Below are 24820 nucleotides of genomic sequence, written 5' to 3'. Positions count from 1 at the left end.
TCGCGTTCGCGCTGCGCGGCGTCGGCCCACCCGGCGACGACCTCCTCCTCGAAGCCGTCGAGCGCCGCGCCGACCAACGCTCCGGGCGCGAGGCCGGTCGCGGCGGGCCACACCTCGAGCGGCGCCGCCGCGACCAGCTGACGGACACGGGCGGCGACGGGCCCGGTACCGGTGGCCGCGGCCCGACCGAGGGCGCCCGGTGCACCCGGTGCCTCCTGCCGGCCGTCGCGGCGGTCGGCGGCCTCGAACGGCGGGGGTGGGACGACGACGAGCACGCGACGCAGGCCACGCGGTTCGGATCGCACCAGGCCGCGGACGCGCGCGGCGGCCCGGCCCTGGTACGCCGAGCCCGGCAGCCGACCGAGGAGACGGGCGGCGAGGGTCCGGACCTCGGCGCGACGGTCATCGAGTGTTGCTTCCAGCAACGGTTCGTCGGCCGGGCCGAGACCGGTGGCGAGCACCTCGAGCAGACCGACCCGTTCGTCGGGTGCCGTGGTCGCCCACGAGGTGCGGAGCAGGTCTGTCGCGGCCGCCGGGTCGGCACGGCGCAGGGTGAGCAGCTGGCCACGCCGCTCTACGCGGTCACCGGTCTCCCAGAGCTCCGGGTCGAAGGCGGCGGGCGCAGCACCGCCGGCCACGGCCCACCCCCACGCGGGGTTGCGGACCCCCAACCAGCCCGCGAGGGGTCCGCAGACCGCGAGGACATCGGCCCGGAACTCACGGTGCCGCGAGGCGAGCGCGAGGGCCGTGGGCACGAGGACGTCGGGCAGGCGCCGCCCCGCCGCGGCGATCTCGGCCAGGATCTCGACGGCCAGCGCGATCTCGCGGTCCACCAGGACCCGCCGCAGGAGCTCGGCCGCGAGCGCCGAGACCTCGGGGCGGGGATCGTCCGGTGCCGGGGCCGGGAGCTCGCGGCGACCGACCCGCCGGCCGGCCCGACCGGCGACGGTGAACGCGACTGCTGCATCGAGCAACGATCCGGCGGCGTCGCCCACGGGCGGCGCGGCCGCCGCCACGGCCTCGGGGGTGGCGGTGAGATCGACCGCCCGGGAGGCCGTGCCGACCGTGGCCGCGACGACGAGGTCGTGCCAGTCGGTCACGCCGCCACCGGTCCGGACGACGTCCACGCGGACACCAGCAGCACCCCACCCGGCGTCCACTCCCCCGCGAACGTCGCGGGCCGGCCACCGGTCGCCGCGAGCAACGTCCAGAGTTCGGCACCGACCACGGGCACGGAGTCACCGGCGTGGTCGACCAGCGCCCATACGCCGTCGTCGAACACCAGCGTGGCCTCGAGCAGGACGGGCCACGACGTCGCCCACGGGTCCGACGCCAACACGGTCGCGAACCCCCGGCGGGCGTCGTCGAGATCGTGCGCGCCGGTCAGGGTCGCGGCCGACACGGTCGGCTCGGACCAGGTGCGCCCGAACAGCGCCCGCAGCGGCGGCGACCCGGGGTGGAAGTGCAGGTCGGCTTCGAGCCGGCCGCCCGGCGGCGGGGCCGGCTCGAGCGACGCGCCGCCGGCGGCGAACGACAGCACGAGGGCGAACACGCCGGTCGACTCACCACGCCACCACGTCCGGCGCGTGGCGAGGTTGCCCGCCTCGGTGTCGCGGCTGCCCAGCACCCGCCAGGTGTCACGGACCGGTTCGGTGGCGAGCACCTGCTCGCGCGGCACGGTGAAGCCGACCCGGCTGCGCACGGTGGCGGCCAACCCCTCGGGCAGGCCCTCGATCCCGCGGTGGGCGTGGACGAGCAGCCGCAGCAGCCCGTACTCGCCCAGCAGGCGGTCGGGCCAGCCCTCGCCCGACGCGACGGCGGGCAGTCCCCGCAGGGTCGCGGCGATCGCCGGCGCCTGCGCGTCGACCATCCGCGCCGCCACCGCGTCGAAGTGGCGGTAGCCCGCGCGTTCGGTGCCGGCGAGGCCGGTGCGGACCTGGTCGAGCAGCCAGCGGTCGAGTTCGTCGAGGCCGGACGCGACCCGGGCGCCGCGCTGCGCGGCCCGTCGCGCCGCCGCCTCCGGGTCGGCGGGCGTGTCGCCACGGGGACTCCGCACACGCCCCGCCCGTTCGGCGCGTTCGGTGAGCCAGGTGGTGACGGCGGCCGGCGGCGGGGCCTCGGCGACGTCGCCGCCCGACCACAGCAGCATCAGCCCGAGGGCGTGCTTGCACGGGAACTTCCGCGACGGGCAACTGCACCGGAAGGCGGGGCCCGCCAGGTCGACGACGACCTCGTAGGGGGTGCGGCCGCTGCCGCGGCACGCGCCCCACAGGACCGTGCCCGCTGCCCCGGTGCCGCTCCACGGACCGGGGCGGCCGAGCCCGGCGCCGGCCTTCGCGGCGCTGGGGTCCGGCGCGAGGGCCAGCACCTGCGGCGCGGTCCACCGGTCGGTCACGGCGCCAGGGTAGGAGTGCGGTCCGACAGCTTCGAGGCCGTGCCGTCGTCGACGGGGCCGCCCGCCCCGGCCGCGTCAGCCGACGGCCGGGGCACGTCCGCGCATCAGCCGCGCAGGAGCACGGTCGCGGAACCGAAACGCAGGCTGCCGTTGGTGGGCAGCGCCGTGCCGAACGTGCTGTTGATCGCCCTCGCCGCCGCCGGGGCGAGGTTCAGCCCGATGCCCGAGAGCAGCGTGCCGCCGTCACGGGTCGTGGTGACCCGCAGCCCGGAGAGGTCCACCGTGAGGGTCGGCACCCGTGCCGCCGCGCCGTTCACCGTGGTCGAGTAGATGGTCCGGTCGGCGAGCGAGATGTCGAACCTGCCGATGGCGAGCTTGCCCCGCAACGACACGAAGGTGATGCCGCCGCCGTGCAGGATGTTGCCGGTGACCGTCGACAGGTTCGCGGTGCTCCGGGTGATCGGGAACCCGTAGGAGACCTGCAGGCCGCCACCGAACGAGACACCCAGCGAGGTCCCGGGCTGGGGCAGCGGGACGATCCCCGCGCTCAGCAGGGTGGTGGCGATGCCCGGCGCCGTGGTGACCGTGGTGGTCCCGAGGCTGCTGGCCGCGCCCCTGCTGGGCGTGAGCGGTGCCGACGGCGCCGACGGCCGGGCCGAGGCCGCCGGCGCGAGGGCGACGACGACCGCCGACGCGACCGCCACCGTGGCCACGACTGTTCCGATCCGCTTCATGGGTGCTCCTCCTGACTGGGGAACGGCGCCCGCTGCGTCGTTCCTGGCATCCGTACGACCGCAGGGAACCGTTCGGATGCACCCGGGTGTGAGCTCGACCGTTCCCCGAACGTCTCGCGGATGGCAGGGTCGGGGCATGTCCGTCGACGCCGACGCTCCCGCCCCGACGACCGGGGGCTCCACGCCCCGGGAACTGGTCGGCCGTGCCCACCGCGCCCTCGAGCCACTGCACAGCCAGATCTACTTCGCCGAGGACGCCGCGGAGGTCCTCGTCGAGACCGGCCTGCGCCCCGGACGCATGCCGTACTTCGCCAGCCGGGCGGCGCCGATGGGCGAGGTCGGCCCGGGCACGGTCACGGCGACGTTCTACAACTTCAACCCCGACCTCGTGGCCCGGTTCATCCCGCGCGCCTGGACCCTCGCCTCCGCCGAGACGGTCCTGGCGGCCAGGTTCCGTGCGGCCGAGACGTCCCTGCGTCGCGTGCTCGGCGACGACGTCGCGGCGTCCGACGAGGTCGCGGAGCTGGCCGCGCTCACCACCGAGGCGGCCGCGGCGTGCACGCCCGAGGGACGGCCGCTGTACGCCGCGCACGCCGACCTCGACCCGCCCGACGGCCCCCCGCACCTGGTTCTGTGGCACGCCGTCACGCTGCTGCGCGAGCACCGCGGTGACGGCCACCTCGCCGCGCTGCTGCGGGCGGAGCTCTCGGGGGTCGAGGCGATCCAGACCCACACCGCCACCGGGCGCGGCTTCACCGCCGAGGCCGCGAAGAAGCTGCGCGGCTGGAGCGACGACCAGTGGTCGGCCGCGACCGACCGGCTCCGCGCGCGCGGCCTGCTCGACGCCGACGGCGGCCTGACGGCCGAGGGTGTGGCGTTGCGGGCCCAGGTCGAGGCCGAGACCGACGCGCTCGCGGCCGCGCCGTGGGAGCACCTCGGCGCCGAACGCACGCGACGGGTCATCGAGCTGGCCAAGCCCCTGGCGCGACGCGTCGCGGCCAGCGGCGTGTTCGGCTCCGGCGTGTTCACGGCGGCGCGCGCGTGAGCGCCGGTTCGCGACGGATCGCCGTGGTCGGGGCCGGCCCGGCCGGTCTCTACTGCCTGCCGCCCCTGCTCGCCGACGACCGGGTCGAGGCGGTCGACGTGTTCGACGCCCTGCCGGCGCCGTACGGCTTGGTGCGGTACGGCGTGGCGGCCGACCACGCCAAGACCAAGCGGGTCGCGAAGGTGCTCGCGCGGGAGCTCGAACGCGACCAGGTGCGCTTCTTCGGCAACGTGGTCCTCGGCCGCGACGTCCACCTCGCCGACCTGCGTCAGCACTACGACGCCGTGGTCGTCGCCACCGGCGCCTCCCACGACCGCCGCCTCGACGTCCCCGGGGCCGACCTGCCCGGCAGCCACGGTGCGGCCGAGTTCGTCGCGTGGTACTCGGGACACCCCGACGCCGGCGCGGAGATCTCGCTGCAACGCGGGTCGTCAGCGGTCGTGATCGGCGCCGGCAACGTCGCCCTCGACGTCACGCGGATCCTGGCCAAGACCAGCGACGAACTCGCGGTGACCGACATGCCCGACGACGTCATCGGCCAGCTCGCGGCGAGCACGGTCACCGACGTGCACGTCGTGATCCGCCGCGGACCCGCCGACGTCAAGTTCAGCGCGCCGGAACTGCGGGAGCTCGGACGGCTGGAGAACGCGACGGTCGTCATCGACCCCGACGACCTCGACCTGGACCCGCGGTCGGTGGCCGCGACCGAGACCTCCCGTGAGGCCGCCACCGCGGTCAAGGTGTTCCGCGGCTGGCTCGAGGAAGCCGCCGCGCGACCCGGGCTGCCGCGGCGCGTCCACCTGCACTTCTGGTGCACACCGCAACGATTGCTCGGCGAGTCCGAGGTGACCGGCGTCGAGGTCAGCAGGCGACGACCCCCGGCCGATGGTTCGGAGATCGTCCCGGAGACGTCGGTCATCCCCGCCTCGTTGGTCCTGCGCGCGATCGGCTACCAGCCCGACGCCCTGCCCGAGGTGCCGTTCGACCCCGACCGTTGCATCGTGCCCAACGACCTCGGCCGGGTACTGACCACGACCGACGGCGAACGGGTCAGCGGCCTCTACGTGTCGGGTTGGGTCAAGCGGGGGCCCACCGGCGTGATCGGCACCAACCGCAGCGACGCGATGGAGACCTCGACGGCGCTGCTGCAGGACCTGTCGGACCTGCCGGCCCGCCCGGTCGAGGACGCCGCGGGCATCGTGGCGCTCCTGCTCGCCCGCGGGGTCCAGGTGGTCGACTGGGGCGGGTGGTTGCGGTTGGAGCAGCACGAGGCGTCGCTCGGTGTTCCCCGCGGCGCGGAGTCGGTGAAGGTCGCGCGTCGCGAGGCGATGCTCGCCGCCACCCGGGAGGTCGAGGAGGCCGAAGCTCTCGCGGTCGAGACGGCCGAGGCGGGGCGGACCACGACCTGACGCGTCCTCGGGTGGCGACCCTCAGGGCATCTCCAGCTGCACCGCCGCGTGGAACTCGCGGTCGGGCCCGGGGTGGCGGACCGCCCCGGCCATGGTGATGTCGAGACGCCCGCGGATGTCGCGGCTCGACGCACCGACGTGCAGCACCACGGCGCCGGCATCGACCCGCCGACGGCCGTCGGCGCCCGTGTAGGAAACCAGGTCGGCCGGCAGGTCGATGTGCACGGTGCAACGTTCGCCGGCACGCAGGTCCACCCGCGCCGCGGCGACCAACGCCCGTAGCGGTCGGGCCACCTGCGCCACCGGGTCCTCCAGGTAGACCTGGACCACCTCGGAGGTCGGGTGGTCGGTCGGGGCGGCGAGCGTGACGCTGACCCGGTGGGTGCCGTCGGTGGCCCACGGGCCGTCGTCGTGCTGCACCTGCTCCCACGTCGCCGGGTGGTACGTGAGGCCGTGACCGAAGGGGAACACAGGTGTCGGGTCGACGCTGCTGACCTCGGTGCGCGACCCGAGCCGCGGTGCGAGGTACGAGCCGGGCTGGCCGCCCGGACCCGCCGGGAAGCTCACCGGCAGCCGCCCCTCCGGCGCACTGCCCCGCAACACCTCCGCGAGCGCGGGGCCGCCCTCCTCGCCCGGGTAGAAGCCGCAGACCACGGCGGCGAGGCGGTCGAGGAACGGCGTGAGGTCGTACGGCCGGCCGACGAGCAGCACCAGGACCACCGGTGTGCCGGTGACGAGCACGGCCTCGAGCAGGTCGCCCTGCCGGCCGGGCAGGCGCAGGTCGACCGCGTCGCACCCCTCCCCCGACGTCCCGCGGCCGAACAGACCCGCCTGGTCACCGAGGACCACGACGCAGACGTCGGCCGCCGCGGCCACGTCGGCGGCCTCCTGCAGTCCGGCGTCGTCACCGCCGGTCACCGGGCAGCCGACCGCCCAGGTGACCGGTGCGGTGGCGTCGGCCCGGAGGGCGTCGAGCAGGGTCGGCACCTCCAGCCCGAGGGGCACGTCGGGGTGGTGCACACCGACGTGCAGCGGGAAGGAGTAGCACCCCATCATCGCGCCGGGCTCGTCCGAACGCGGCCCGACCACGGCGAGCGACGCCCCGTCGGCCAGCGGCAGGATGCCGTCGTTCGCGAGCAGCACGGTCGAGCGGCGGGCGAGCCGACGGGCCAGGGCGCGGTGCTCGGGCCGGTCGAGCACGAAGTCGTCCACACCGTCGCCGGCGTCGGGTTGCCAGTCGGGATCGAGCAGGCCGAGCCGCAGTTTCTGTCGCAGCACCCGCCGGACGGCCCGGTCGACCAGGTCCTCGGTGACGTCGCCGGCCGCCACGGCCGCGACGAGCGGTTCGCCGTAGGCGCTCACCGTGGGCAGTTCGACGTCGATGCCCGCCCGCAGCGCGAGGGCCGCCGACTCGCCCGGCCCTCCCGACACCCCGTGCTGGAGCTGCAGGAACGTCACGGCGAAGTAGTCGGCCACGACGGTGCCCTCGAAGCCGAGGCGCTCGCGGAGCAGGCCGTCGAGCACGGCGGCGTCCGCCGCGACCGGGACACCGTCGAGGTCGGAGTAGGAGTTCATGACCGAGTCCGCCCCGGCTCGCAGCGCCATCTCGAACGGGGGCAGCAGGACGTCGGCGAGCTCGCGGGGACCTATCGAGACCGGTGCGAGGTTGCGACCCGCCCGTGACGCGCTGTAGCCGACGAAGTGCTTGAGCGTGGCGACGACACCCGCCGACTGCAGGCCGCGGACGTAGGCCGAGCCGATCGTGCCGACGAGCAGCGGGTCCTCGCCGATGGTCTCCTCGACCCGTCCCCACCGCAGGTCGCGTGCGACGTCGAGCACGGGCGCGAGCCCCTGGTGCACGCCGAGCCGGCGCATGGTGGTGCCGATCTGGTGGGCCATCGCCTCGACGAGCGGGGGGTCGAAGCTCGCGCCCCAGCACAGCGGTGAGGGGTACACGCTCGCCTGCCAGGCCGCGAGGCCGGTGAGGCACTCCTCGTGGACGAGCGCGGGGATGCCGTGACGCCCCGCGGCGACGACGGCCCGTTGCGTGGCGGCGATGCCCGCGGCCCCTGTCGTGGGCTCGACCGGTGCGGTGCCCAGCGGCCGGGTCAGTTGGCCGATGCCGTGCGCGAGGAGGTCCTCCCACGGCTCGGGCAGCGCCGTGAGCTCGTGTTGGTGCGGCGCGACGTCGCCGCTGGTGCGGTCGACGCCGACCCACACGCCATAGAGCTGGGCGACCTTCTCGCGCAGGGTCAGCCGGGCCAGCAGGTCCTCGACCCGCTCGGCGGCCGGGACCGCGGGGTCCCGCCATGGAGTTCCGGTCACCGTGGTCTCCTCGCAGCCGGTGTCGCCCAGTCAGACCAAGTTCTGTGTACTCCTGCAGCCCTACGCTGCAGGTCTACACAGAATCCGGTCGTTCCAGGTCGGCCTTGATCGCGGCGAGGGTGCGGTGCATGCCGGCGGCGAGCGCGGCGTCGTGCCCCTCGACCCCGCCGACCAGCGGCGCGAACAGCCGCGCGACGAGCGGGCGGGCGCCGGGCACGGTGCGGCGGTTGACCAGGTGCGTGCCGCCCGCGGGCGTGGGGCTGAGCTCGAGCGACCACACGGTGCCGCTCGCGCGGACGCTCCACGCGATCTCACGCTCGGGCTCGTAGCGGACGATCGTCGACGACGTCGGCCAGACCGCGAACCCGCGCCGGTTGACGTTCACCGTCCGCGCGCCCACCCGTGGCGCGCCGATCACCCGCACCAGCACACCCTCCGGACTCCAGCGCGCCATGCGCGCCGGGTCACCGACGGCGGCCCACACCCGGGTCACCGGGGCGCCGACGTCGATCTCGGCGAGCAGGTCGGGTTCGGTCACGGCGTCCACCCGGGTGGGGCGAACACGTAGCCGAGGCGGGCGCGCACTCCTCTCGCGCGCAGCAGGTCACGGCCGATGTGCGCGTACTCCCGGTACTGGAGGCGCACCGGGTTGTAGCCCTCGACCGGGGTGGTGAGCCCGTACGTCGGTCGGTGGGTCTCGTGCGCGTACGTGCCGAACACCCGGTCCCACACGATGAGGACGCCCGCGTAGTTCTTGTCGAGGTAGTCGGGGTCGCTCGCGTGGTGGACCCGGTGGTGGGAGGGCGTGTTGAAGACGAACTCGAACCAGCGCGGGAGCAGCCAGATCCGCTCGGTGTGCACCCAGAACTGGTAGATCAGGTTGAACGAGAACGCGGTGAACACCAGCCATGGTGGTACGCCGAGCAAGGGCAGTGGCACCCAGAACAGCAACTCGAACCAGGGGTTCCACTTCTGCCGGACGGCGGTGGCGAAGTTGAAGTACATGCTGTTGTGGTGGGCCTGGTGGCCCGCCCACATGATCCGGACCCGGTGCGACGCGCGGTGGTAGGCGTACCAGAGCAGGTCGACGGCGAGCAGCACGACCACCCACGTCCACCAGCGGTGTGGGTCGAGGCGGAGCGGGGTGACGGCGTAGAGCGCGACGTAACCGACCAGCGCTGCGGCGCGCGCTCCGGTGTTGACCACCAGCGACACCAGACCCATGACGATCGAGGTGCGGGCGTCGCGGAACTCGTAGCCGGCGTACTCGTCGCGGTGGTCGTCATCGAGGAACCGGAACGAGAGCAGTTCGAGCACGAGGAACAACACGAAGAAGGGCAGCGCCCAGATCAGCGGTTCGTGCAAGGTCTCCGGCATCGTCGCCTCCTCGGTCACCCAGAACTGACCCGTCGGTAACTTACCGTAGGGTAATATCAGCGACCGTGTCCACCGCTGCTGCCGTCACCGGCACCAAGGGCGTGCCGCGCGCGGAGCGGACCGACCAGATCCTCGACATCGCCGTGGCCGAGTTCGCCACGCACGGCTACGCCGGGGCCTCGGTGGCCACCATCGCCCGCCAGGCCGGGATCTCGAAACCTCTGATCTACCAGTACTTCCTGTCCAAGGACGGCCTCTACCTCGCGTGTCTGCACCGCACCGCGGGCGGTCTGCTGGCACGGCTGGAGCCGGCCTGGTCGGAGGAGGACGACTCGGTGCAGGCCCGGGTGCGCACCCTCGGTGCGTTGTTCGACGCCCTGGCCCCGCGACGGGAGGCCTGGAAGCTGCTGTGGGACCCGACCATGCCGGGCACCGGCGCGATCGCCGCCACCGCGCAGGGCTACCGCGACCGCACCGCACAGGTCGCCACGAGCGGGTCGTCCCGCTTCCTCCGGGCGCGCGGCGTGCGCGGCACGAAGGACGCGTCGGCGTTGTCGGCGGTCTGGCTCGGTCTGGTCGACTCCCTGGTGACCTGGTGGATCGAGCACCCCGAGGAGTCGGCTGCCGCCATGACCCGCCGCTGTGCGCGACTCATGGCCGCGGTGCTCAGCGATCCCGGGTGAGGTTCGATGAGGGACGTGCCCGCCCACGCCGCGCCCGCCCTGACCGTCGAGCAGTGGCGCAGCTCCGGACAACCCTCCCTCACCGCTGACGGCCTCACCCTCCGCCCGTGGACCCCGGCCGACGTCGACACGCTGGTCGCCGCCTACGCCGACCCCGGCATCCAGCGTTGGCACGTCCAGGACATGACCGCGGAGGAGGCGGCGGCCTGGGTCCTGACGCGGGCGGAGCGGTGGGACACGGGCACGGGGGCCGACTGGGCCGTCACCAGCGTGAGCGGCGAGAACCTCGGCCGGATCGCGTTCAACCGGGTCGACCTCTGGGAGGGCGCGAGCGAGATCGCGTACTGGGTCCTGCCGGCCGCCCGCGGTCGCCGGATCGCGCCGCGCGCCCTCGGCGTCCTCGCCGACTGGGGCTTCCACGAGGCCGGCCTGCACCGGCTGTTCCTGCGCCACGCGGTGGACAACCAGCCGTCGTGCCGTGTCGCGGCCCACGCCGGGTTCGCCCTCGAGGGCACGCTGCGCGGCTCGGGGCGCCACGCCGACGGCTGGCACGACATGCACCTGCACGCCCGCCTCGCGAGCGACCCGCCGGCCGGGTGACCGGCGGGCGCGGTCTCACCAGACGTCGCCGTCGCGCCAGTCCGCCGTGATCGCGCCGCTGAGATCGAGCGGGACGCCCGGCACCGGCAGCACGAAGATCGACGCGGCGTCGTCGGGGGTCTCGACCACGCCGTCCGGCGTGAGCGCCCACGCCGTGCCCTCCCACCGCCGCCAGCCCAGCGACTCGTAGAGCGGCACGGCCTCGTCGGTGGCGCCCAGGCCACCGATCTCGTAGGCCCGTTCGACGACCGAGTCCAGCGTGGTCATCACCCGCCGTGCGAGACCACGACGTCGGTGGCTCGCCCGGACGGCGACGGCCTCGACGTACCCCGCCCGCAGGGCGCGCCCGCCGTGGAGCAACCGGCGTTGCACGACGGCGGCGTGGGCGAGCGGCGTGGCCGTCGAGGTGTCCCAGATCGTCGCGTGCAGGCCACCGAGCGCGTGCTCCCAGTCGGCCTCGGTCATGTCGTCGAAGACCTCGAACATCAGGTCGTGGAGGGCCTCCCGCTCGGCGTGCATCAGGCCGGCCGTCGGTCGCAGGTCGATGTCGTACCACGCGTCCGAATGCCGAGATCCCCACGCTCCGGTCATACCGCCACGCTTTCACACCACCCTTGCCGTCCGACGCCTTGATCCCGTACGCGTCGACCTCGAAGGTCCGCACATGCGCACGCTGCCAGCAGTCGTGGTCGCCGCTCTGCTCGTCGCTGGCGGCCTCGTCGCTGCGCCCCCGGCGGTAGCCGCCGGCACCGCCTACACCTGGCGGGGTCTCGGTGACATCGAGTCCTGGAACGACCCCCGCAACTGGACCCCGATCGGTGTCCCGGGGAACGGTGACAGCGCGACGATCCTCGCCTACAACGACAACATCTGCCACGCCCACGTGACCGGCGTCCCGAGTGGACTGACGCTCACCGATCTCACCGTCGACGAGCACGCCTACCTCGGTCACGCCGACAGTGCGTGCCTCACCAGCCTGGACGGCGGGTCGATCACCGTCACCCACGCGTTCAGCTTCCACGCCGGCACGATCGACACACCCGTCACCCTGGCCGCCGGCGCAACCGGCGCCGTGACCCCCGGCGTGGTCGTCGACACCACCCACTTCGGCGGTCCGGTGACCGTCGACGGCGTGCTGACGCTCGCCGGTAACACCGCACCCCGTGACCTCAGCCTGACCGGCAGCCCCGGCGTGACCGTCGACGCCGGCGGCACGCTCGCGACCTCCGGCAACAACGACGTCTCGGCCGATTGCTGTGACAGCGTCGCCCACGTCACCAACCACGGCACGGTGCAGATCGCCCGGGGCACCCTCGCCCTCGACGCGGTCGCGCTCGACCAGGACGCGTTGCTCACGGCCACCGGAGGCGGGACGGTCCGCACCACCTTCGCCCCTCAGTCCGCCGGGCCGGGGGCCCGGTGGACCGGAGACGGGGTGTGGCAACTGGGTCGCACGAGCACGACCACGGTCAGCGGGACCCAGACGCTCGCCAAGACCTTCCGCTGGCAGTTGGGCGGCCACGGCTCGACCTCCGAGGAGTTCCTGGTCGGCAGGTTCACCCTCGACGGAGGGCGGTTCGACTGGAACGGGGGTTCGATCGGCGCCGCCATGACCGTCGGACCGACCACGAAGTTCATCGCCGCCGGCCCAGACGGCCCGGACCCGCGGCAGATCCGCGGGGTCGACGCCGGGAACCAACCGGTGTCGCTGGTCAACCGCGGCACGATGACCTTCTCCGGAGGCGCTGGCTGGAGCGGGAGCGAGGGGCCGCGTCTGACGAACACCGCGACGGGCACGGTGACGTTCGGGGCGGGGACGACCGGAGCCTCGGCCGCGACCGCGACCGCCCGGGTGGTGAACGCGGGGGCGTTCACCGTGGCGTCCGGGACGTTCACCGCGCGGGGTGGCTTCACCCAGTCCGCGGGCAGGACGACGCTCACCACGGGCGGGGTGGTCGACCTCGCTGGCGGACCGGCGCTGACCGTGTCGGGCGGCACGCTGGCGGGCTCGGGTCAGGTGACCGGCGCGCTCGCGGTCGCCGGTGGCTCGCTCGCCCCAGGCGGCAAGGGCACCGTCGGCACCCTGACGGTGACCGGCGGCCTCACCACGTCCTCGACGTCGACCTCGCTCTTCGATGTCGGCACGGGCACACACGACGCCGTGACCGTCGGAGGGTCGGCGAACCTGCACGGCACGGCGCGCTTCACCGACCTGCCGGGCTCCGCGCCTGCTACCGGCGACAGCGTCACGGTGGTGACCGCCTCGGCCGTTGCCGCGAAGTTCGCCTGCACCACGACGGTGGGCGACGGCAGCGACGTCCAGCACTGGACGGCGGACGTCGTCAGTGCGAACCTGCAGCTGGTGTCGGAGCCGGGCGCGATGACGTCCTGCTGAGACCTACTCGATCGGGCTGGTGTGACGGGGCAGCAGCGCGACGCCCACGACCATGAGGACGGCGGAGGCGAGCACGGCCCAGAACACGCCGTGGGTGGCGAGGTAGAGGCTGTCACGCACGAAGTCCGCGACCGCGCCGCCCGCGTGGTGGCCGCCGAGCACCAGCGAGGTCGCGTCGGCGCTGTCGGGCAGGTCGACGACGCCCGCGGGCGGGTGGGCGAACCGGTCGGCGAGCACGTGGTTGGCGATGAGGCCGAACAACGCGGCGCCGATCGCGCTGCCCATCGACCGGAAGAACATGTTGGTGCCGGTGACCACGCCGCGGCGCGACCAGTCGACCACCGACTGCACCGCGATGAGCGACGGGCTCGCGACGAACCCCATGCCCAGGCCGGTCACGAAGCACGCGGCGGCGAGTTCGCCCACTCCGGCCGACCGCGGCAGCAGCACCAGCCACACCGCACCGCCGACGACCGCCACGCAGCCGATGAGGCAGCAGTCGCGGAAGCCGATCCGGGTGTAGACCCGTCCGGCGTTGGCGGCGGCGACCGGCCACCCGAGCGTCAGCGCGGCCAGCGCGAACCCGGCCACGACCGCGCCGGTGCCGTACACACCCTGCGCGAGGGTCGGGACGTAGGAGGTGAGCCCGATCAGCAACGCGCCGACCGCGAACGACGCGACGTTGCCGCCGGCGAGGATCCGGCGCCGCAGCACCCACATCGGCAGCACGGGTTCTTCAGCGTGACGTTCGACCAGCACGAAGGCGGCCAGGCCGAGCACGGCCAGGACGAACAACGTCACCGAGACGGCCGACCCCCACGCCCAGGCGACCCCGCCCTCGAGCACGGCGATGATGAGGATCGAACTGGCCGCGGCCAGCACCCCGGCGCCGAGGTAGTCGATGCGGTGACGCGACGGCGCCCGGCCGGACTCGGAGAACCGGCGCCAGAACACCCACACCGCGTAGGCGCCGAGCGGGATGTTCACGAAGAAGATCCAGCGCCAGGACAGGTAGTCGGAGAACACGCCGCCGAGCGTCGGGCCGAGCACCGAGGACACGCCCCAGACGCTCGCGACGTAACCCTGGACCTTCGCGCGTTCCTCGACCGTGTAGAGGTCGCCGATGATCGTCATCGAGATGGGTTGGACGGCGCCCGCGCCGAGCCCCTGCACGGCGCGGAAGGCGATCAGGGCCGGCATCGACCAGGCGAAACCACACAGCACCGAGCCGAGCAGGAACAACCCGATCCCGACGAGCATGATCGGGCGACGGCCGAGGGTGTCGGACAACTTGCCGTAGATCGGCACGCTGACGGCCTGGGTCAGCAGGTAGATCGAGAACAGCCACGGGAACTGGGAGAAGCCGCCGAGGTCGCCGACCACGGCCGGCACGGCGGTGGCGATGATCGTGCTGTCGATCGCCACGAGCCCGGTCGCGAGCATCACCGCGAGCAGGATCGGCCCGCGCTCGGAGCGCAGGCCCAACTCCTTGCGGGACTTCGTGGGCGTCGTCGGTTCGGCCGTGGACGTCACGTGGGGGCCGAACACCCCACGCGGCACATCTGTTCCACAGCGGGGCCGTGGGCCTGACAACAGTCACGCCGGACCCCGCCGTACCCGGCGGTATGTTCCGGGACGCCGCCGGCGGCGAGCGACGACGCTCCCGGAACCCGGCCCGACACAGGAGGACGTCCGTGCAGAAGGTGCTCGTCGCGAACCGCGGAGAGATCGCCGTCCGGGTCATCCGGGCGTGCCAGGACGCCGGGTTGACCTCGGTGGCCGTCTACGCCGAGCCCGACCGGGACGCCCTGCACGTCCGGCTCGCCGACGAGGCCTTCGCCCTCGGCGGCCAGACCCCCGGCGACAGCTACCTGGTGATCGACAAGATCATCGACGCCGTGAAGCAGTCGGGGGCCGACGCCGTCCACCCCGGCTACGGGTTCCTGTCGGAGAACGCGGACTTCGCCCAGGCCGTCCTCGACGCCGGCGTGACCTGGATCGGGCCGTCACCCCAGGCCATCCGCGACCTCGGCGACAAGGTGACCGCGCGGCACATCGCGCTGCGGGCGGGCGCGCCACTGACTCCCGGCACCAAGGACCCGGTCTCGGGCGCCGACGAGGTCATCGCCTTCGCCGACGAGCACGGTCTGCCCATCGCCATCAAGGCGGCGTTCGGCGGCGGCGGGCGGGGGCTGAAGATCGCCTACAAGCGCGAGGAGATCGCCGAGCTCTACGACAGCGCGGTCCGCGAGGCGGTCAGCGCGTTCGGCCGCGGCGAGTGCTTCGTCGAGCGGTACCTGGAGCGGTCCCGGCACGTCGAGGCGCAGGTCATCGCCGACACCCACGGCAACGTCGTGGTCGTCGGCACCCGTGACTGCTCCCTGCAGCGGCGCAACCAGAAGCTGGTCGAGGAGGCCCCGGCGCCGTACCTGACCGACGAGCAGCGCGCGACGATCCACTCCTCCGCCAAGGCGATCTGCAAGGAGGCGGGCTACTCGGGTGCGGGCACCGTCGAGTACCTCGTCGGCGCCGACGGCACGATCAGCTTCCTCGAGGTCAACACCCGGCTGCAGGTCGAGCACCCGGTGACCGAGCAGACCTCGGGTATCGACCTGGTGCGCGAGCAGTTCCGCATCGCCGACGGCGAGCACCTCGACCTCACCGAGGACCCCGCACCGGGCGGGCACGCCTTCGAGTTCCGCATCAACGGCGAGGACCCGGGCCGCAACTTCCTGCCGGCCCCGGGCACGGTCACCCGCTACGTCGAGCCCGCGGGCCCCGGCGTGCGCGTCGACTCCGGCATCGAGTCGGGTTCGGTGATCGGCGGGGCGTTCGACTCGCTGCTGGCCAAGCTGATCGTCACCGGTGCGACCCGGAGGGAAGCCCTCGAACGCTCCCGCCGGGCACTGGCCGAGATGGTCGTCGAGGGCATGGCCACGGCGCTGCCGTTCCACCGCGCCGTCGTGGCCGACCCGGCCTTCGCCACCGACGACGACCACCCGTTCACCGTGTTCACCCGCTGGATCGAGACCGAGTTCGACAACCAGATCCCGCCGTTCGCGGGCGGTGCGGATGCCGCCGAGCCCGAGGCGCCGCGCGAGACCGTCGTGGTCGAGGTCGGCGGACGCCGGCTCGAGGTGTCGCTGCCGGCGGGGTTCGGAGCGGGTGGTGGCGGGGGCGGCGGCGCCAAGCGCGCCGCGCCGAAGCGGTCGAGGGGTGGTGGCGGCAGCGCCGCGGCCTCGGGCGACACCCTCACCGCGCCGATGCAGGGCACGATCGTGAAGCTCGCGGTCTCCGACGGCGACACCGTGGCCGCGGGCGACCTGGTCGTCGTGCTCGAGGCCATGAAGATGGAGCAGCCGCTCACCGCCCACAAGGCGGGCACGATCAGCGGTCTGACCGCCGAGGTCGGCGCGGTCGTCACCTCCGGCTCGGCCATCTGCACGATCGCCGACCCCGCGTGATCGGTCCGGCCCACGTGCGAACGGCTGGCTGAGAGGCTTGCCAGGAAGTCGGCGATCGACGCGGTACCTGCCGTAACCCCCGTCTTGATCCTTCGTTGAGGAAACGCCGGGGTCAAATCGGTGTGGGGTCGGGGGACCTCTGCACGGACGACGCCCGGTCACGACCCGCCCTGTCACCCGCTGGCGTCCGGACGGTCGTGTCGCATCGGGGGATGCAAGCAGGGCGCCCCGCCCGCCGACGAGGGACGGTCGGGCGGGGCGCTCTCACACGGTGGCCGGCCGCAGGCCCCTGGCCGGGGGGCCTCAGGCCTGCGGCTCGGCCTCCGCCACGACCTGCGTGTCGTCCGTGGCGGCCTCGCGGGCCTCGCGCTTGGCGTTGATCCGGTCGAGCATGGCGATCCGCTTCTCGGCGATGGTCGCCATCTCCTCGGTCCGGCGGCGGATGTCGAGGGCGTTCGTGCTGCGGGAGAAGACCATCGCCCAGCCGGCGTCACCCTCGAGCTCGGGGACCTTCTCGACCAGGTCGGTCTGGCCGACGTAGTGGCAGCCGGACAGCAGCAGGCCACGCCGCCCCTCACCCGCGGGCTCGACGACCGCGACGACCACGGTCTGCTCGTCGTCGAGTTCGGCGCAGGCGCCGAGGATGTGGCTGGTGGCGTCGCCGAAGGCGGCGGCCGCGATGACGGTGTCGACCGCACGGTCGCGGGCGGCCGGGGACATGTCGGGCACGGGTACTCCTCTCGGGAGCGTCTAGTCGAGATCGTCGTGGTGCATCAACCGCCGTGCGGCCTCGGTGATCGAGCCCGACAGCGACGGGTAGACGGCCATCGTCGAGGCCAGGTGGTTCACGGTCAGACTGCGTTGGACCGCCAACGAGATCGGGAGGATGAGCTCCGACGCCTCGGGCGCCACCACCACCGCGCCGATGACCACACCGGTGGCCGCGCGGCAGAAGACCTTGACGAAACCGTCGTGGAGATTCGACATCTTGGCGCGCGGATTTGTTCCGAGGGGCAGCATGACCTCGCGGGCGTCGATCTCGCCGGCGCTCACCGCGGCCGTCCCCACGCCCACCGTCGCGATCTCCGGGTGGGTGAAGACGTTGGCCGCGACCGTCTTGAGCCGCAGCGGTGCGACGGCCTCGCCCAGCGCGTGCCACATCGCGATCCGCCCCTGCATCGCGGCGACCGAGGCGAGCAGCAGCACCCCGGTGCAGTCACCCGCGGCGTAGACGCCGGGCACCGAGGTCCGTGAGACCCGGTCGGTGACCACGTACCCGCGGTCGTCGACCTCGACGCCGACGTGCTCGAGCCCGAGGTCGCCGGTGTTCGGCACCGAACCCAGGCACATCAACGCGTGCGACCCGCGGACCTCACGGCCGTCGGTGCAGGTGACCAGCACGCCGCCCTCGACCCGGTCGACCGCCGCCGCCCGCGCCTGCTTGAGCAGCGTGCCCCCGCTGCCCTCGAAGACCTGCTCGATGACGGCAGCGGCGTCGGCGTCCTCGCCCGGCAGCACCCGGTCACGGCTCGACACCAGGGTGACCGGAGCCCCGAGTTCGAGGTACCCGCTCGCGAACTCCGCGCCGGTCACGCCGGACCCGACGACCACGAGGTGCTCGGGCAGGTCCTGGAGGTCGTAGACCTGCCGCCACGACAGGATGCGGTCGCCGTCGGGCACGGCGGTCGGCAGCACCCGCGGGGTGGCGCCGGTGGCCAGCAGCACGACGTCGGCGGTGAGCGTGCCCGTCACGGCGCCGGCGTCGTCGACCACCTCGACGTCGAAGGTGCGGCCGGACTGCCCCGCGGCGAAGCGGCCGGCGCCGGGCAGGATCGTCACGCCCTCACGGACCACCCGGGCGGCGATGTCCTCGGACTGCTTGCGCGCGAGGCCGCGGATGCGGGTGTTGACGGCCGCGAGGTCGACCTCGACGGTGTTGCCCGCGCCGGTGTCGCCCGCGTGGACACCCAGGTCGGCCGCGTCGCGCAGGGCCGTCACCCGGTCGCTGGTGGCGATGAGGGCCTTGCTCGGCACGCAGTCGGTGAGCACGCAGGCCCCGCCCATGCCGTCGCGGTCGACCACGGTGACGTCCGCCCCGAGCGAGGCCGCCACCAGCGCGGACTCGTAGCCCGCCGGGCCGCCGCCGAGGATCACGATGCGCGTCACGGCACCCATCTTCCCTGGCGAGGGACCGCGGCCGGAGGTCCGCCCGTCGACGGCCGGAGAGCCGGTCGCGATACGGTGACCGGCCGTGGGCCTGTACGCCGCGTACGGAACCAACATGGATCCGGCGCAGATGCTGGAGCGTTGCCCCCACTCGCCTGCCGCGGGCACGGGCTGGATCACCGGCTGGCGCCTCACCTTCGGCGGTGAGGACCTGGGCTGGGAGGGCGCGCTCGCCACCCTCGTGCCCGACGACTCCCCCGACGCCGCGGCCGTGTTCGTCGCGCTCTACGACGTCAGTCCGCACGACGAGCAGGTGCTCGACGAGTGGGAGGGCGCGTCCGGCGAGGATGCCCTCTACGACAAGATCAAACTGCGGGTCTCGACGCTGGAGGGTGACGTCCTCGCGTGGGTCTACGTGCTCGACGGCTACGAGGGCGGTCTGCCGTCCGCCCGTTACCTGGGGCTCATGGCCGAGGCGGCCGAGGCCGCGGGCGCGCCCGACGAGTACGTCGCCGAGCTCCGGTCCCGACCCTGCACCTCGATCTAGGCCTGCTCACCCCCATCGGTCTCACCGTCGACTCGAGCTGGAGGCGGTGACAGCTCCGTCGACTGGTCTCAGCTCGCAGTGAGGGCGGCGACGGCCGTCGCCACGGTGAAGCGCACGCCGACGCCGAGGGCCCGCTCGTCGAGGTCGAAGGTCGGCTGGTGCAGGTCGCCACCGCTGACCTCGGCGCTCATGACCCCGAGGCGCGCCAGCGCCGACGGCACCCTCTCCGCGATCCAGCCGAAGTCCTCGCCGCCCAGGCTCTGCGCGGTGGGTGAGACGGCCTCGGCCCCGAGGGCCGCGATCGCGCCCTCCCGCTGCCGGTCGACGCAGGCCGCGGCGTTGACCACCGGCGGCACGCCGTGCTCGTAGCGGACCTCGACCTCGCACCCGGTGGGCGCGACGGCCTGGGTGACGAGGTCGGTGACGAGCTGTTCGGCGCCGTGCCAGGCGGCGCGGTCCAGCACGCGCAGGGTGCCGCGCAGGGTGCCGATCCGCGGGATGGCGTTGCCGGCCCGACCGGCCTCGACGGCCCCCCAGACCAGGGAGAGCCCGGCGCGCGGGTCGACCCGCCGCGAGAGCAGCGACGGCAGTTCGGTGACCACCGCGCCGAGGGCGTAGACGACGTCGGCGGTCAGCTGGGGCCGGGAGGTGTGCCCGCCGGGGCCGGTCACGGTCACCGTCACGGAGTCCGCGGCCGCGGTGATCGGTCCCTCGCGCAGGCCGACCTTCCCGACGGCGAGGCGCGGGTCGCAGTGCAGCGCGTACGCCTGGTCGACGCCGTCGAGGGCGCCGGCGGCCACGGCCGCGATCGCACCGCCGGGCGTCTGCTCCTCGGCGGGTTGGAACAGCAGCCGGATCCGGCCGGGCAGTTCGGCCTCGGCCCCGGCCAGCACCGCGGCGACACCGAGCAGGACCGCGGTGTGGGCGTCGTGGCCGCAGGCGTGGCACAGGCCCTCGTGCTGCGAGCGGTACGGCACGTCCTTGGCGTCGGCCATCGGCAGGGCGTCGATGTCGGCCCGCAGGCAGACCGTCCGCGCGGCGCCCTCCGGCCCCACGTCGCAGACCACCCCGGTGCCGCCCGGCAGGACGGCCGGGACCAGCCCGGCGGCGCGGAGGCGTTCGACGACGCCCGCGGTCGTGCGGTGCTCCGCGAACCCGAGCTCGGGGTGGGCGTGCAGGTCGCGCCGCCAGGCGACGAGGTCGTCGGTGTGGCGCGAGGTCCAGGCGTGCGCCCGTTCCGCCCAGACCGTCACCGGTCCCGCGGTCCCGAGCGTCGTGGTCACGGGGAGCCAGGTTAGCGGGGGTGGTCCGCCGCCCGGACCGGTCGCGCCCGGTCGATCCGCCGGGCTGCGTCAGACCGTGACGTCGTCCACGTCGTCGGTGCCGCGCCCGCGCTGCGACCAGCTGTCACGCCAGCGGTCGATCCAGCCCTCGGCGAAGGAGACCACCTTGTTCAGCTCGGGCGAGCGGACCACGACGTCGCGCGGGCGGGTCGGGGCGACCTCGATGGCCCCGAGGACGTCGTCGCCGAGGTCGGCCGACCGATCCGCGGGCAGGGCCGCGGCGACGGGCGGCAGCAGCACGTCCTGCACGACGACGGTGAGGTCGCGCCACCTCGCGATGACGTCGTCGAGCACGGGGGCGACGAGGTCGGCGGAGAGCTCCAGGTCCTCCAGGCGTCGCAGGTCGGACTCCAGGTCGCGGTGCCGCTCCAACTGCGCACTGATCGCGGCGTCGGCGCCGTCGACGTGGTCGCGCGCCGCCGGGAACACGTACTGCTCCTCGGCCACCAGCACGCCGACGATCTGGATGACGATCCGCTCGATGCTCGCGCCGACGTCCGCGGTGTCGCCGTCGGCCAGGCTGCCGTCGACGTCCGCCCGCACCGCGGCGAGTTCGCGCGCGATGCCCTCGTGGTAGCTCCTGACGACGTCGACGACACTCTGCCGCTGTTCGGTCACGCGTCCGATCCTGCCAGGGCCGTGGCAGGCTGACCCACCGTGGCGGAGGACGGGGCTCGCAACGGGCCGGAACGACTCGTCACCCTGGTCGACGCCGTCGTGGCGATCGCCATGACCCTGTTGGCGCTGGACCTGCGGCCGGACCTGCCGAAGGACGTCTCGTCGCGCGGCATCGCCGCCTACTTCGGCGACCACTACGGCGAGTACCTGGCCTTCGTCCTCGCCTTCGCGATCATCGCCCAGTACTGGGTCGTGCACCACCGGATGATGCGCGACGTCGTCCGACACGACGACGCCCTCACCTGGGCCACCATGCTGTTCCTGTTCGGGGTGACGTTGCTGCCGTTGACCTCCTTCGTCACCGGCAACTACGGCGCACCGCTCGCCACCACGATCTTCGCGGGGAGCCTGGTGCTGCTGAGCATCTCACTCACGGTGCTCTCGGAGGTCATCCACCGGCGCGGGTTGCGGGATGCCCCGCTCGACCCGGACGTCCGCGCCCGGGGCGTCGCCCGGGAGGTCGTGACGATCGGCGTGCCGCTGCTCGTCGCGGTGCTGACCTGGTTCGTGCCGCACGCGTCGTACCTGTTCCTGCTCCTGTTCCTGTCCGACGTCCCCGGCCGCATCGCCCTGCGCCTGCGCGACCGTCGCCGCGTTGCATGAGGCAACGGTTCAGCCGTCGGCGCTGACCAGCCCCCGGGCGAAGGCGTACCGCACCGCGGCGGCGCGGTCGGCGAGGTCGGCCTTGGCGAACAGGTTGTTGATGTGGGTCTTGACCGTCGCCTCGCTGACCACCAGGTGCGCGGCGATGGCCCGGTTCGACAACCCCTCGCCGATGAGGGTGAGCACCTCGAGCTCGCGCGGGGTGAGGTCGGGGACGGCGTCGGTGGGTTTCGCGGCCGGGGTCGCGCCGGTTCGTGCCGCCGGCGCCGTTCCCGCGACCGAGGCCACGAGCCGTCGCTGCACCTCGGGGTCGAGCACCGCCTGGCCCGCTGCGGCAGCCCGGACCGCCCGGGCGATGTCGGCGCGGCCCGCGTCCTTCGTGAGGTAGCCACGCGCGCCGGCACCGAGCGCGCCGAGGATCGACGCCTCGTCGGCGAAGGTCGTCAGCACGACCACCGCTGTCTCCGGCGCGCACTCCTGGATCCGACGGGTGGCGCCGACGCCGTCGAGAACCGGCATGTTGAGGTCCATCAGCACGACGTCGGGATGGTGCTCCCCCACGGCGGCGACGGCCTGCTCGCCGTCGGCGGCGCTCGCGACCACCCGCAGGCCCGGTTGCAGGTCCCGCACGGTCGCCAGGGCCTCGCGGATCGCGGTCTGGTCGTCGACCACGACGACGGTGACCTCGGCGTCGACGTCGTCACTCACGCGGGGACCTCGGCGTGCACGTGCCAGCCTCCTGCGTCGTCGCCGTCCGTGACCGGGCCGGTCCGCACGCTACCGCCCACGCTCGCGACCCGTTCCCGCATCCCGACCAGACCCATCCCGCTGCCGGTGTCGGCCACCGGACCCGCTGCCGACGGCCCGTTGACGATGTCCAGTGCAACGGTCCGGTCGGCGAAGGTGAGCGTGACGCGAACGGCGGCGTCCGGGGCGTGTTTGCGCGCGTTCGTCAGCGCTTCCTGCGCGACGCGGGCCAGGGCGGTGGCCGGGCGGGTGCCGACGACCCGCTCCTCACCCTCGACCGCGAGCCGGGTGCCGGGCGGCGCACCGCTCTCGACCAGCGCGGTCAGCGTGTCGACCAGCGGCAGTGCGTCCTCGCGGAGGGCGTGCACGGTGCGGCTCACCTCGGCCATGCTCTCGCGCACCTGACGCTGCGCCTCTGTCGCCGCGGCGCGGGCGGCCTCGTGGTCACCGTTCTCGAGCAGGGCGTCCACGACCTCGAGCTGGAGGTTGACGCCCGCGAGGGAGTGGGCCAGGACGTCGTGCACGTCGCGGGCGATCCGCGCCCGTTCAGACATGGTCGCGACCTGCGCCTCCGCCTGAGCCGCCTGCAGCGCCGACGCGGCGGCGGCCTGGGCGCTGGAGATCGCGAGACCGCGGCTGCGGTTGGCGATCCCCAGCAGCACCGACAACCCGGTCAGCGCGCCGAGGTACCAGGGCGTGTCGACCAGCCCCGCGGCGCGGCCGACCAGCACACCGGTCAGGCAGCACACGCTGACCCACGACGCCAGGAGCAGCGCCTGGGTGTAAGGGCGCCGGAAACCGACGTTGCCGGCGAGGAAGAACCCGAAGATCGAGGTGGATCCCGAGCGGTCGAGCACCAGCACCGCTCCGGCGAGGAGCGCCCCGACCACCGCGACGGGCACCTCGGGCACCCGGTCGCGCGTGCGGTCGGACAGCAGCCGCATCGCGACGACGAGGACGTTGAGCGTGACCAGCACGAACGCCCACGGCTGCAGGCCCGGACGGTCGACGGTCCGCAGCACGCTGTAGCTCACTGCCGCCACCGCGACGGTGATGGCCAGCTGGCGCACCGGGCCGTCGTAGCGCAGCAACCGCTCGGCGCGCGACGCCACCGCCGCGCCGCGTTCCGGCGTGGCGGTGGGCGGGGCCGGGCTGGTCACCACCCGGCGATCCTCCCGCGGCGGGTCACCAGTCCCGCTCGCCGGTCGGCACCACGGCGCGCAGCCCCCGACCGCCCGCGGCGCGCACCCGCTCGCGCGCCGCGTCGAACGCCGGCGACGGCGTGTGGGCCCGCCCCTCGTCGCCCTTCGACCACACGACCGTGCCGTCGCGGTGCATCGCCCGCAGCAGGACGACGGCGCTCTCGACGAGGATGCCGAGCCCGACCGACAGCAGCATGGTGTGCGTCGCCGACGCGACCGAGCCGTGCGTCACCGCCACCTCGACCGGCACGAGCGCGATCTTCGCGACGATGTTCACGACCCACAGCGCCACCGTGCTCGCGCAGTACCGCATCCACAGCTCGCCACGCCGCTCGCCCAGGTGCACGGTGGTGCCGCGCACCGCACCGATCACGACGCTGAGGGCGCCGCCGGCCACGAGGAACACCACGCTCGCGAGGTCCAGCGGACCGAGGTCGCCCACCTGGGACCCCCCGACCGCGGTGAGCACGACGGGCAGCACGAGCAGGCTCTTCACCTGCACGATGTCGCCCACCACACGTCGGACGAGCACGTACGCGACGCCGACGACGATCAACAGGACGGTGACGATGTCCACGGTGGTTCCTCTCGGTCGGGATCTGACCCCCGGAACGTTAGGAACCGTGAACGCCGTGCGCGCCCACCCGCGGGTGGAGATCCGGGTGGAGGATGGCCCCGTGGCCGCCGAACCCGTCGATCCGAGGACCGCGCACGCGATGCAGCAGGCGGGAGACGTCGTGGTCGACGTCCGCGATCCCGAGGAGTACGCGTCGGGGCACATCGCGGGCGCGGTGAACATCCCCATCGGCACCCTGCCCGCGGCGCTCGAGCAGCTGGTGCCGACCGGGCAGGTCATCACGACCTGCAGCATGGGCGGGCGGGCGTCGAAGGCCGCCCGGTTGCTCGACCTCGCCGGCCGCGACGCGTTCTGGGTCGACGGCGGCACGAAGGCGTGGGCGGCCGCCGGGTTCGACGTCGTGCGCGGCTCCACGCCCCGCTGACGATCAGGCCAGCCGGTCGTACCGGTCGACGGTCCAGGCCGCGACGACCCCCTCTCCCTGTCGACTCGACCCGGGCGAGTGGGCACTTCTCCCCGCGAATGGTCAG

24 protein-coding genes are annotated in these 24820 nt (G+C 73.8%); 9 read left to right on the top strand and 15 right to left on the bottom strand.

From position 1 onward, the window contains the following. The 3 genes from ACXR2U_RS12600 to ACXR2U_RS12590 all read right to left on the bottom strand — a co-directional run. On the bottom strand, positions 1–1100 hold a 1100-nt coding region (locus ACXR2U_RS12600), incomplete at its 3' end, for a DUF5691 domain-containing protein (RefSeq protein ID WP_458825383.1). Next, entirely contained in the window at positions 1097–2395 is a 1299-nt protein-coding gene (locus tag ACXR2U_RS12595) for an SWIM zinc finger family protein (protein ID WP_458825382.1), read from the bottom strand. The genes ACXR2U_RS12600 and ACXR2U_RS12595, both read right to left, overlap by 4 nt. A gap of 104 nt (positions 2396–2499) precedes the next feature. Then, positions 2500–3129: a hypothetical protein gene (locus tag ACXR2U_RS12590; RefSeq protein ID WP_458825380.1), complete on the bottom strand. Its 630-nt coding sequence runs from the start codon at positions 3127–3129 to the stop codon at positions 2500–2502. 136 nt (positions 3130–3265) lie between these two features. Here ACXR2U_RS12590 and ACXR2U_RS12585 point away from each other — a divergent pair, with 136 nt between their 5' ends. Together ACXR2U_RS12585 and ACXR2U_RS12580 are read left to right on the top strand one after the other, a co-directional pair. After that, complete coding sequence (locus tag ACXR2U_RS12585; RefSeq protein ID WP_458825379.1) at positions 3266–4174, top strand: SCO6745 family protein; 909 nt, start codon at positions 3266–3268, stop codon at positions 4172–4174. Next, the gene (locus tag ACXR2U_RS12580; RefSeq protein WP_458825378.1) at positions 4171–5583 is read left to right on the top strand and encodes an FAD-dependent oxidoreductase; all 1413 of its coding nucleotides are present in this window, start codon (positions 4171–4173) and stop codon (positions 5581–5583) included. The genes ACXR2U_RS12585 and ACXR2U_RS12580 overlap by 4 nt, the downstream gene beginning before the upstream one ends. Positions 5584–5604: 21 nt before the next feature. Here the strand turns inward: ACXR2U_RS12580 and ACXR2U_RS12575 are convergent, their stop codons facing one another. The 3 genes from ACXR2U_RS12575 to ACXR2U_RS12565 form a co-directional block, all read right to left on the bottom strand. Next, positions 5605–7908: a beta-glucosidase gene (locus ACXR2U_RS12575; RefSeq protein ID WP_458825376.1), complete on the bottom strand. Its 2304-nt coding sequence runs from the start codon at positions 7906–7908 to the stop codon at positions 5605–5607. A 73-nt stretch (positions 7909–7981) separates the two neighbouring features. Beyond that, positions 7982–8446, bottom strand: a complete 465-nt coding sequence (locus ACXR2U_RS12570) for an SRPBCC family protein (RefSeq protein WP_458825375.1) — start codon at positions 8444–8446, stop codon at positions 7982–7984. Further along, positions 8443–9285: a sterol desaturase family protein gene (locus ACXR2U_RS12565; RefSeq protein WP_458825373.1), complete on the bottom strand. Its 843-nt coding sequence runs from the start codon at positions 9283–9285 to the stop codon at positions 8443–8445. The genes ACXR2U_RS12570 and ACXR2U_RS12565 overlap by 4 nt, the downstream gene beginning before the upstream one ends. Before the next feature lie 65 nt (positions 9286–9350). Between ACXR2U_RS12565 and ACXR2U_RS12560 the strand changes: the two genes are divergently transcribed. Together ACXR2U_RS12560 and ACXR2U_RS12555 are read left to right on the top strand one after the other, a co-directional pair. Next, a complete protein-coding gene (locus tag ACXR2U_RS12560; protein ID WP_458825372.1) occupies positions 9351–9968 on the top strand; it encodes a TetR/AcrR family transcriptional regulator in 618 nt (205 codons plus the stop codon). Positions 9969–9974: 6 nt separating this feature from the next. Next, positions 9975–10568, top strand: coding sequence for a GNAT family N-acetyltransferase (locus ACXR2U_RS12555; RefSeq protein ID WP_458825371.1), 594 nt, complete (start codon positions 9975–9977; stop codon positions 10566–10568). A 15-nt stretch (positions 10569–10583) separates the two neighbouring features. Here ACXR2U_RS12555 and ACXR2U_RS12550 read toward each other — a convergent pair whose 3' ends face one another. Beyond that, positions 10584–11087, bottom strand: coding sequence for a GNAT family N-acetyltransferase (locus ACXR2U_RS12550; RefSeq protein ID WP_458825370.1), 504 nt, complete (start codon positions 11085–11087; stop codon positions 10584–10586). A gap of 145 nt (positions 11088–11232) precedes the next feature. Here ACXR2U_RS12550 and ACXR2U_RS12545 point away from each other — a divergent pair, with 145 nt between their 5' ends. Further along, positions 11233–12963 (top strand): hypothetical protein, encoded by a 1731-nt coding sequence (locus ACXR2U_RS12545; RefSeq protein WP_458825369.1) that lies wholly within the window; start codon positions 11233–11235, stop codon positions 12961–12963. A 3-nt stretch (positions 12964–12966) separates the two neighbouring features. Here ACXR2U_RS12545 and ACXR2U_RS12540 read toward each other — a convergent pair whose 3' ends face one another. Continuing rightward, the gene (locus ACXR2U_RS12540; protein WP_458825368.1) at positions 12967–14496 is read right to left on the bottom strand and encodes an MDR family MFS transporter; all 1530 of its coding nucleotides are present in this window, start codon (positions 14494–14496) and stop codon (positions 12967–12969) included. A 161-nt stretch (positions 14497–14657) separates the two neighbouring features. Between ACXR2U_RS12540 and ACXR2U_RS12535 the strand changes: the two genes are divergently transcribed. Next, positions 14658–16427 (top strand): acetyl/propionyl/methylcrotonyl-CoA carboxylase subunit alpha, encoded by a 1770-nt coding sequence (locus ACXR2U_RS12535; RefSeq protein WP_458825367.1) that lies wholly within the window; start codon positions 14658–14660, stop codon positions 16425–16427. A 303-nt stretch (positions 16428–16730) separates the two neighbouring features. Here the strand turns inward: ACXR2U_RS12535 and ACXR2U_RS12530 are convergent, their stop codons facing one another. Further along, positions 16731–17156, bottom strand: coding sequence for a hypothetical protein (locus tag ACXR2U_RS12530; RefSeq protein WP_458825366.1), 426 nt, complete (start codon positions 17154–17156; stop codon positions 16731–16733). A 21-nt stretch (positions 17157–17177) separates the two neighbouring features. Next, positions 17178–18593: an NAD(P)H-quinone dehydrogenase gene (locus ACXR2U_RS12525; RefSeq protein ID WP_458825365.1), complete on the bottom strand. Its 1416-nt coding sequence runs from the start codon at positions 18591–18593 to the stop codon at positions 17178–17180. An 85-nt stretch (positions 18594–18678) separates the two neighbouring features. On the opposite strand from ACXR2U_RS12525, the gene ACXR2U_RS12520 reads away from it, so the two are divergent. Then, positions 18679–19140, top strand: a complete 462-nt coding sequence (locus ACXR2U_RS12520) for a gamma-glutamylcyclotransferase family protein (protein WP_458825364.1) — start codon at positions 18679–18681, stop codon at positions 19138–19140. Between the two features lie 68 nt (positions 19141–19208). Here ACXR2U_RS12520 and ACXR2U_RS12515 read toward each other — a convergent pair whose 3' ends face one another. Both ACXR2U_RS12515 and ACXR2U_RS12510 read right to left on the bottom strand, forming a co-directional pair. Further along, a complete protein-coding gene (locus ACXR2U_RS12515) occupies positions 19209–20423 on the bottom strand; it encodes an amidohydrolase (RefSeq protein WP_458825363.1) in 1215 nt (404 codons plus the stop codon). A gap of 69 nt (positions 20424–20492) precedes the next feature. Next, a complete protein-coding gene (locus ACXR2U_RS12510; protein ID WP_458825362.1) occupies positions 20493–21101 on the bottom strand; it encodes a hemerythrin domain-containing protein in 609 nt (202 codons plus the stop codon). 39 nt (positions 21102–21140) lie between these two features. On the opposite strand from ACXR2U_RS12510, the gene ACXR2U_RS12505 reads away from it, so the two are divergent. Continuing rightward, positions 21141–21764, top strand: a complete 624-nt coding sequence (locus ACXR2U_RS12505) for a TMEM175 family protein (protein WP_458825361.1) — start codon at positions 21141–21143, stop codon at positions 21762–21764. Between the two features lie 9 nt (positions 21765–21773). Here the strand turns inward: ACXR2U_RS12505 and ACXR2U_RS12500 are convergent, their stop codons facing one another. The 3 genes from ACXR2U_RS12500 to ACXR2U_RS12490 are packed head-to-tail and all read right to left on the bottom strand — an operon-like array spanning position 21774 to position 24290. Further along, the gene (locus ACXR2U_RS12500; protein ID WP_458825360.1) at positions 21774–22472 is read right to left on the bottom strand and encodes a response regulator; all 699 of its coding nucleotides are present in this window, start codon (positions 22470–22472) and stop codon (positions 21774–21776) included. Next, complete coding sequence (locus ACXR2U_RS12495; protein WP_458825359.1) at positions 22469–23674, bottom strand: sensor histidine kinase; 1206 nt, start codon at positions 23672–23674, stop codon at positions 22469–22471. Before ACXR2U_RS12495 ends, ACXR2U_RS12500 begins: the two co-directional genes overlap by 4 nt. A gap of 22 nt (positions 23675–23696) precedes the next feature. After that, positions 23697–24290 carry a DUF1453 domain-containing protein gene (locus tag ACXR2U_RS12490; RefSeq protein WP_458825358.1) on the bottom strand — a complete coding sequence of 198 codons (594 nt, stop codon included), beginning with the start codon at positions 24288–24290 and terminating at the stop codon, positions 23697–23699. A 100-nt stretch (positions 24291–24390) separates the two neighbouring features. Between ACXR2U_RS12490 and ACXR2U_RS12485 the strand changes: the two genes are divergently transcribed. Further along, positions 24391–24714, top strand: a complete 324-nt coding sequence (locus ACXR2U_RS12485; protein ID WP_458825357.1) for a rhodanese-like domain-containing protein — start codon at positions 24391–24393, stop codon at positions 24712–24714. Positions 24715–24820 lie beyond the last annotated feature (106 nt).

This window comes from Jatrophihabitans sp. YIM 134969 (assembly GCF_054456675.1).
The sequence above is the reverse complement of the archived record's forward strand: the minus strand, read 5'-3'. Positions and strand labels throughout refer to the sequence as shown.

Excerpts from the sequence above, each read along its gene's own strand:
- ACXR2U_RS12590 (WP_458825380.1), bottom strand. The coding sequence starts at position 3,129 with ATGAAGCGGATCGGAACAGTCGTGGCCACGGTGGCGGTCGCGTCGGCG.
- ACXR2U_RS12585 (WP_458825379.1), top strand. The coding sequence starts at position 3,266 with ATGTCCGTCGACGCCGACGCTCCCGCCCCGACGACCGGGGGCTCCACG.
- ACXR2U_RS12565 (WP_458825373.1), bottom strand. The coding sequence starts at position 9,285 with ATGCCGGAGACCTTGCACGAACCGCTGATCTGGGCGCTGCCCTTCTTC.
- ACXR2U_RS12555 (WP_458825371.1), top strand. The coding sequence starts at position 9,975 with ATGAGGGACGTGCCCGCCCACGCCGCGCCCGCCCTGACCGTCGAGCAG.
- ACXR2U_RS12550 (WP_458825370.1), bottom strand. The coding sequence starts at position 11,087 with ATGCACGCCGAGCGGGAGGCCCTCCACGACCTGATGTTCGAGGTCTTC.
- ACXR2U_RS12545 (WP_458825369.1), top strand. The coding sequence starts at position 11,233 with ATGCGCACGCTGCCAGCAGTCGTGGTCGCCGCTCTGCTCGTCGCTGGC.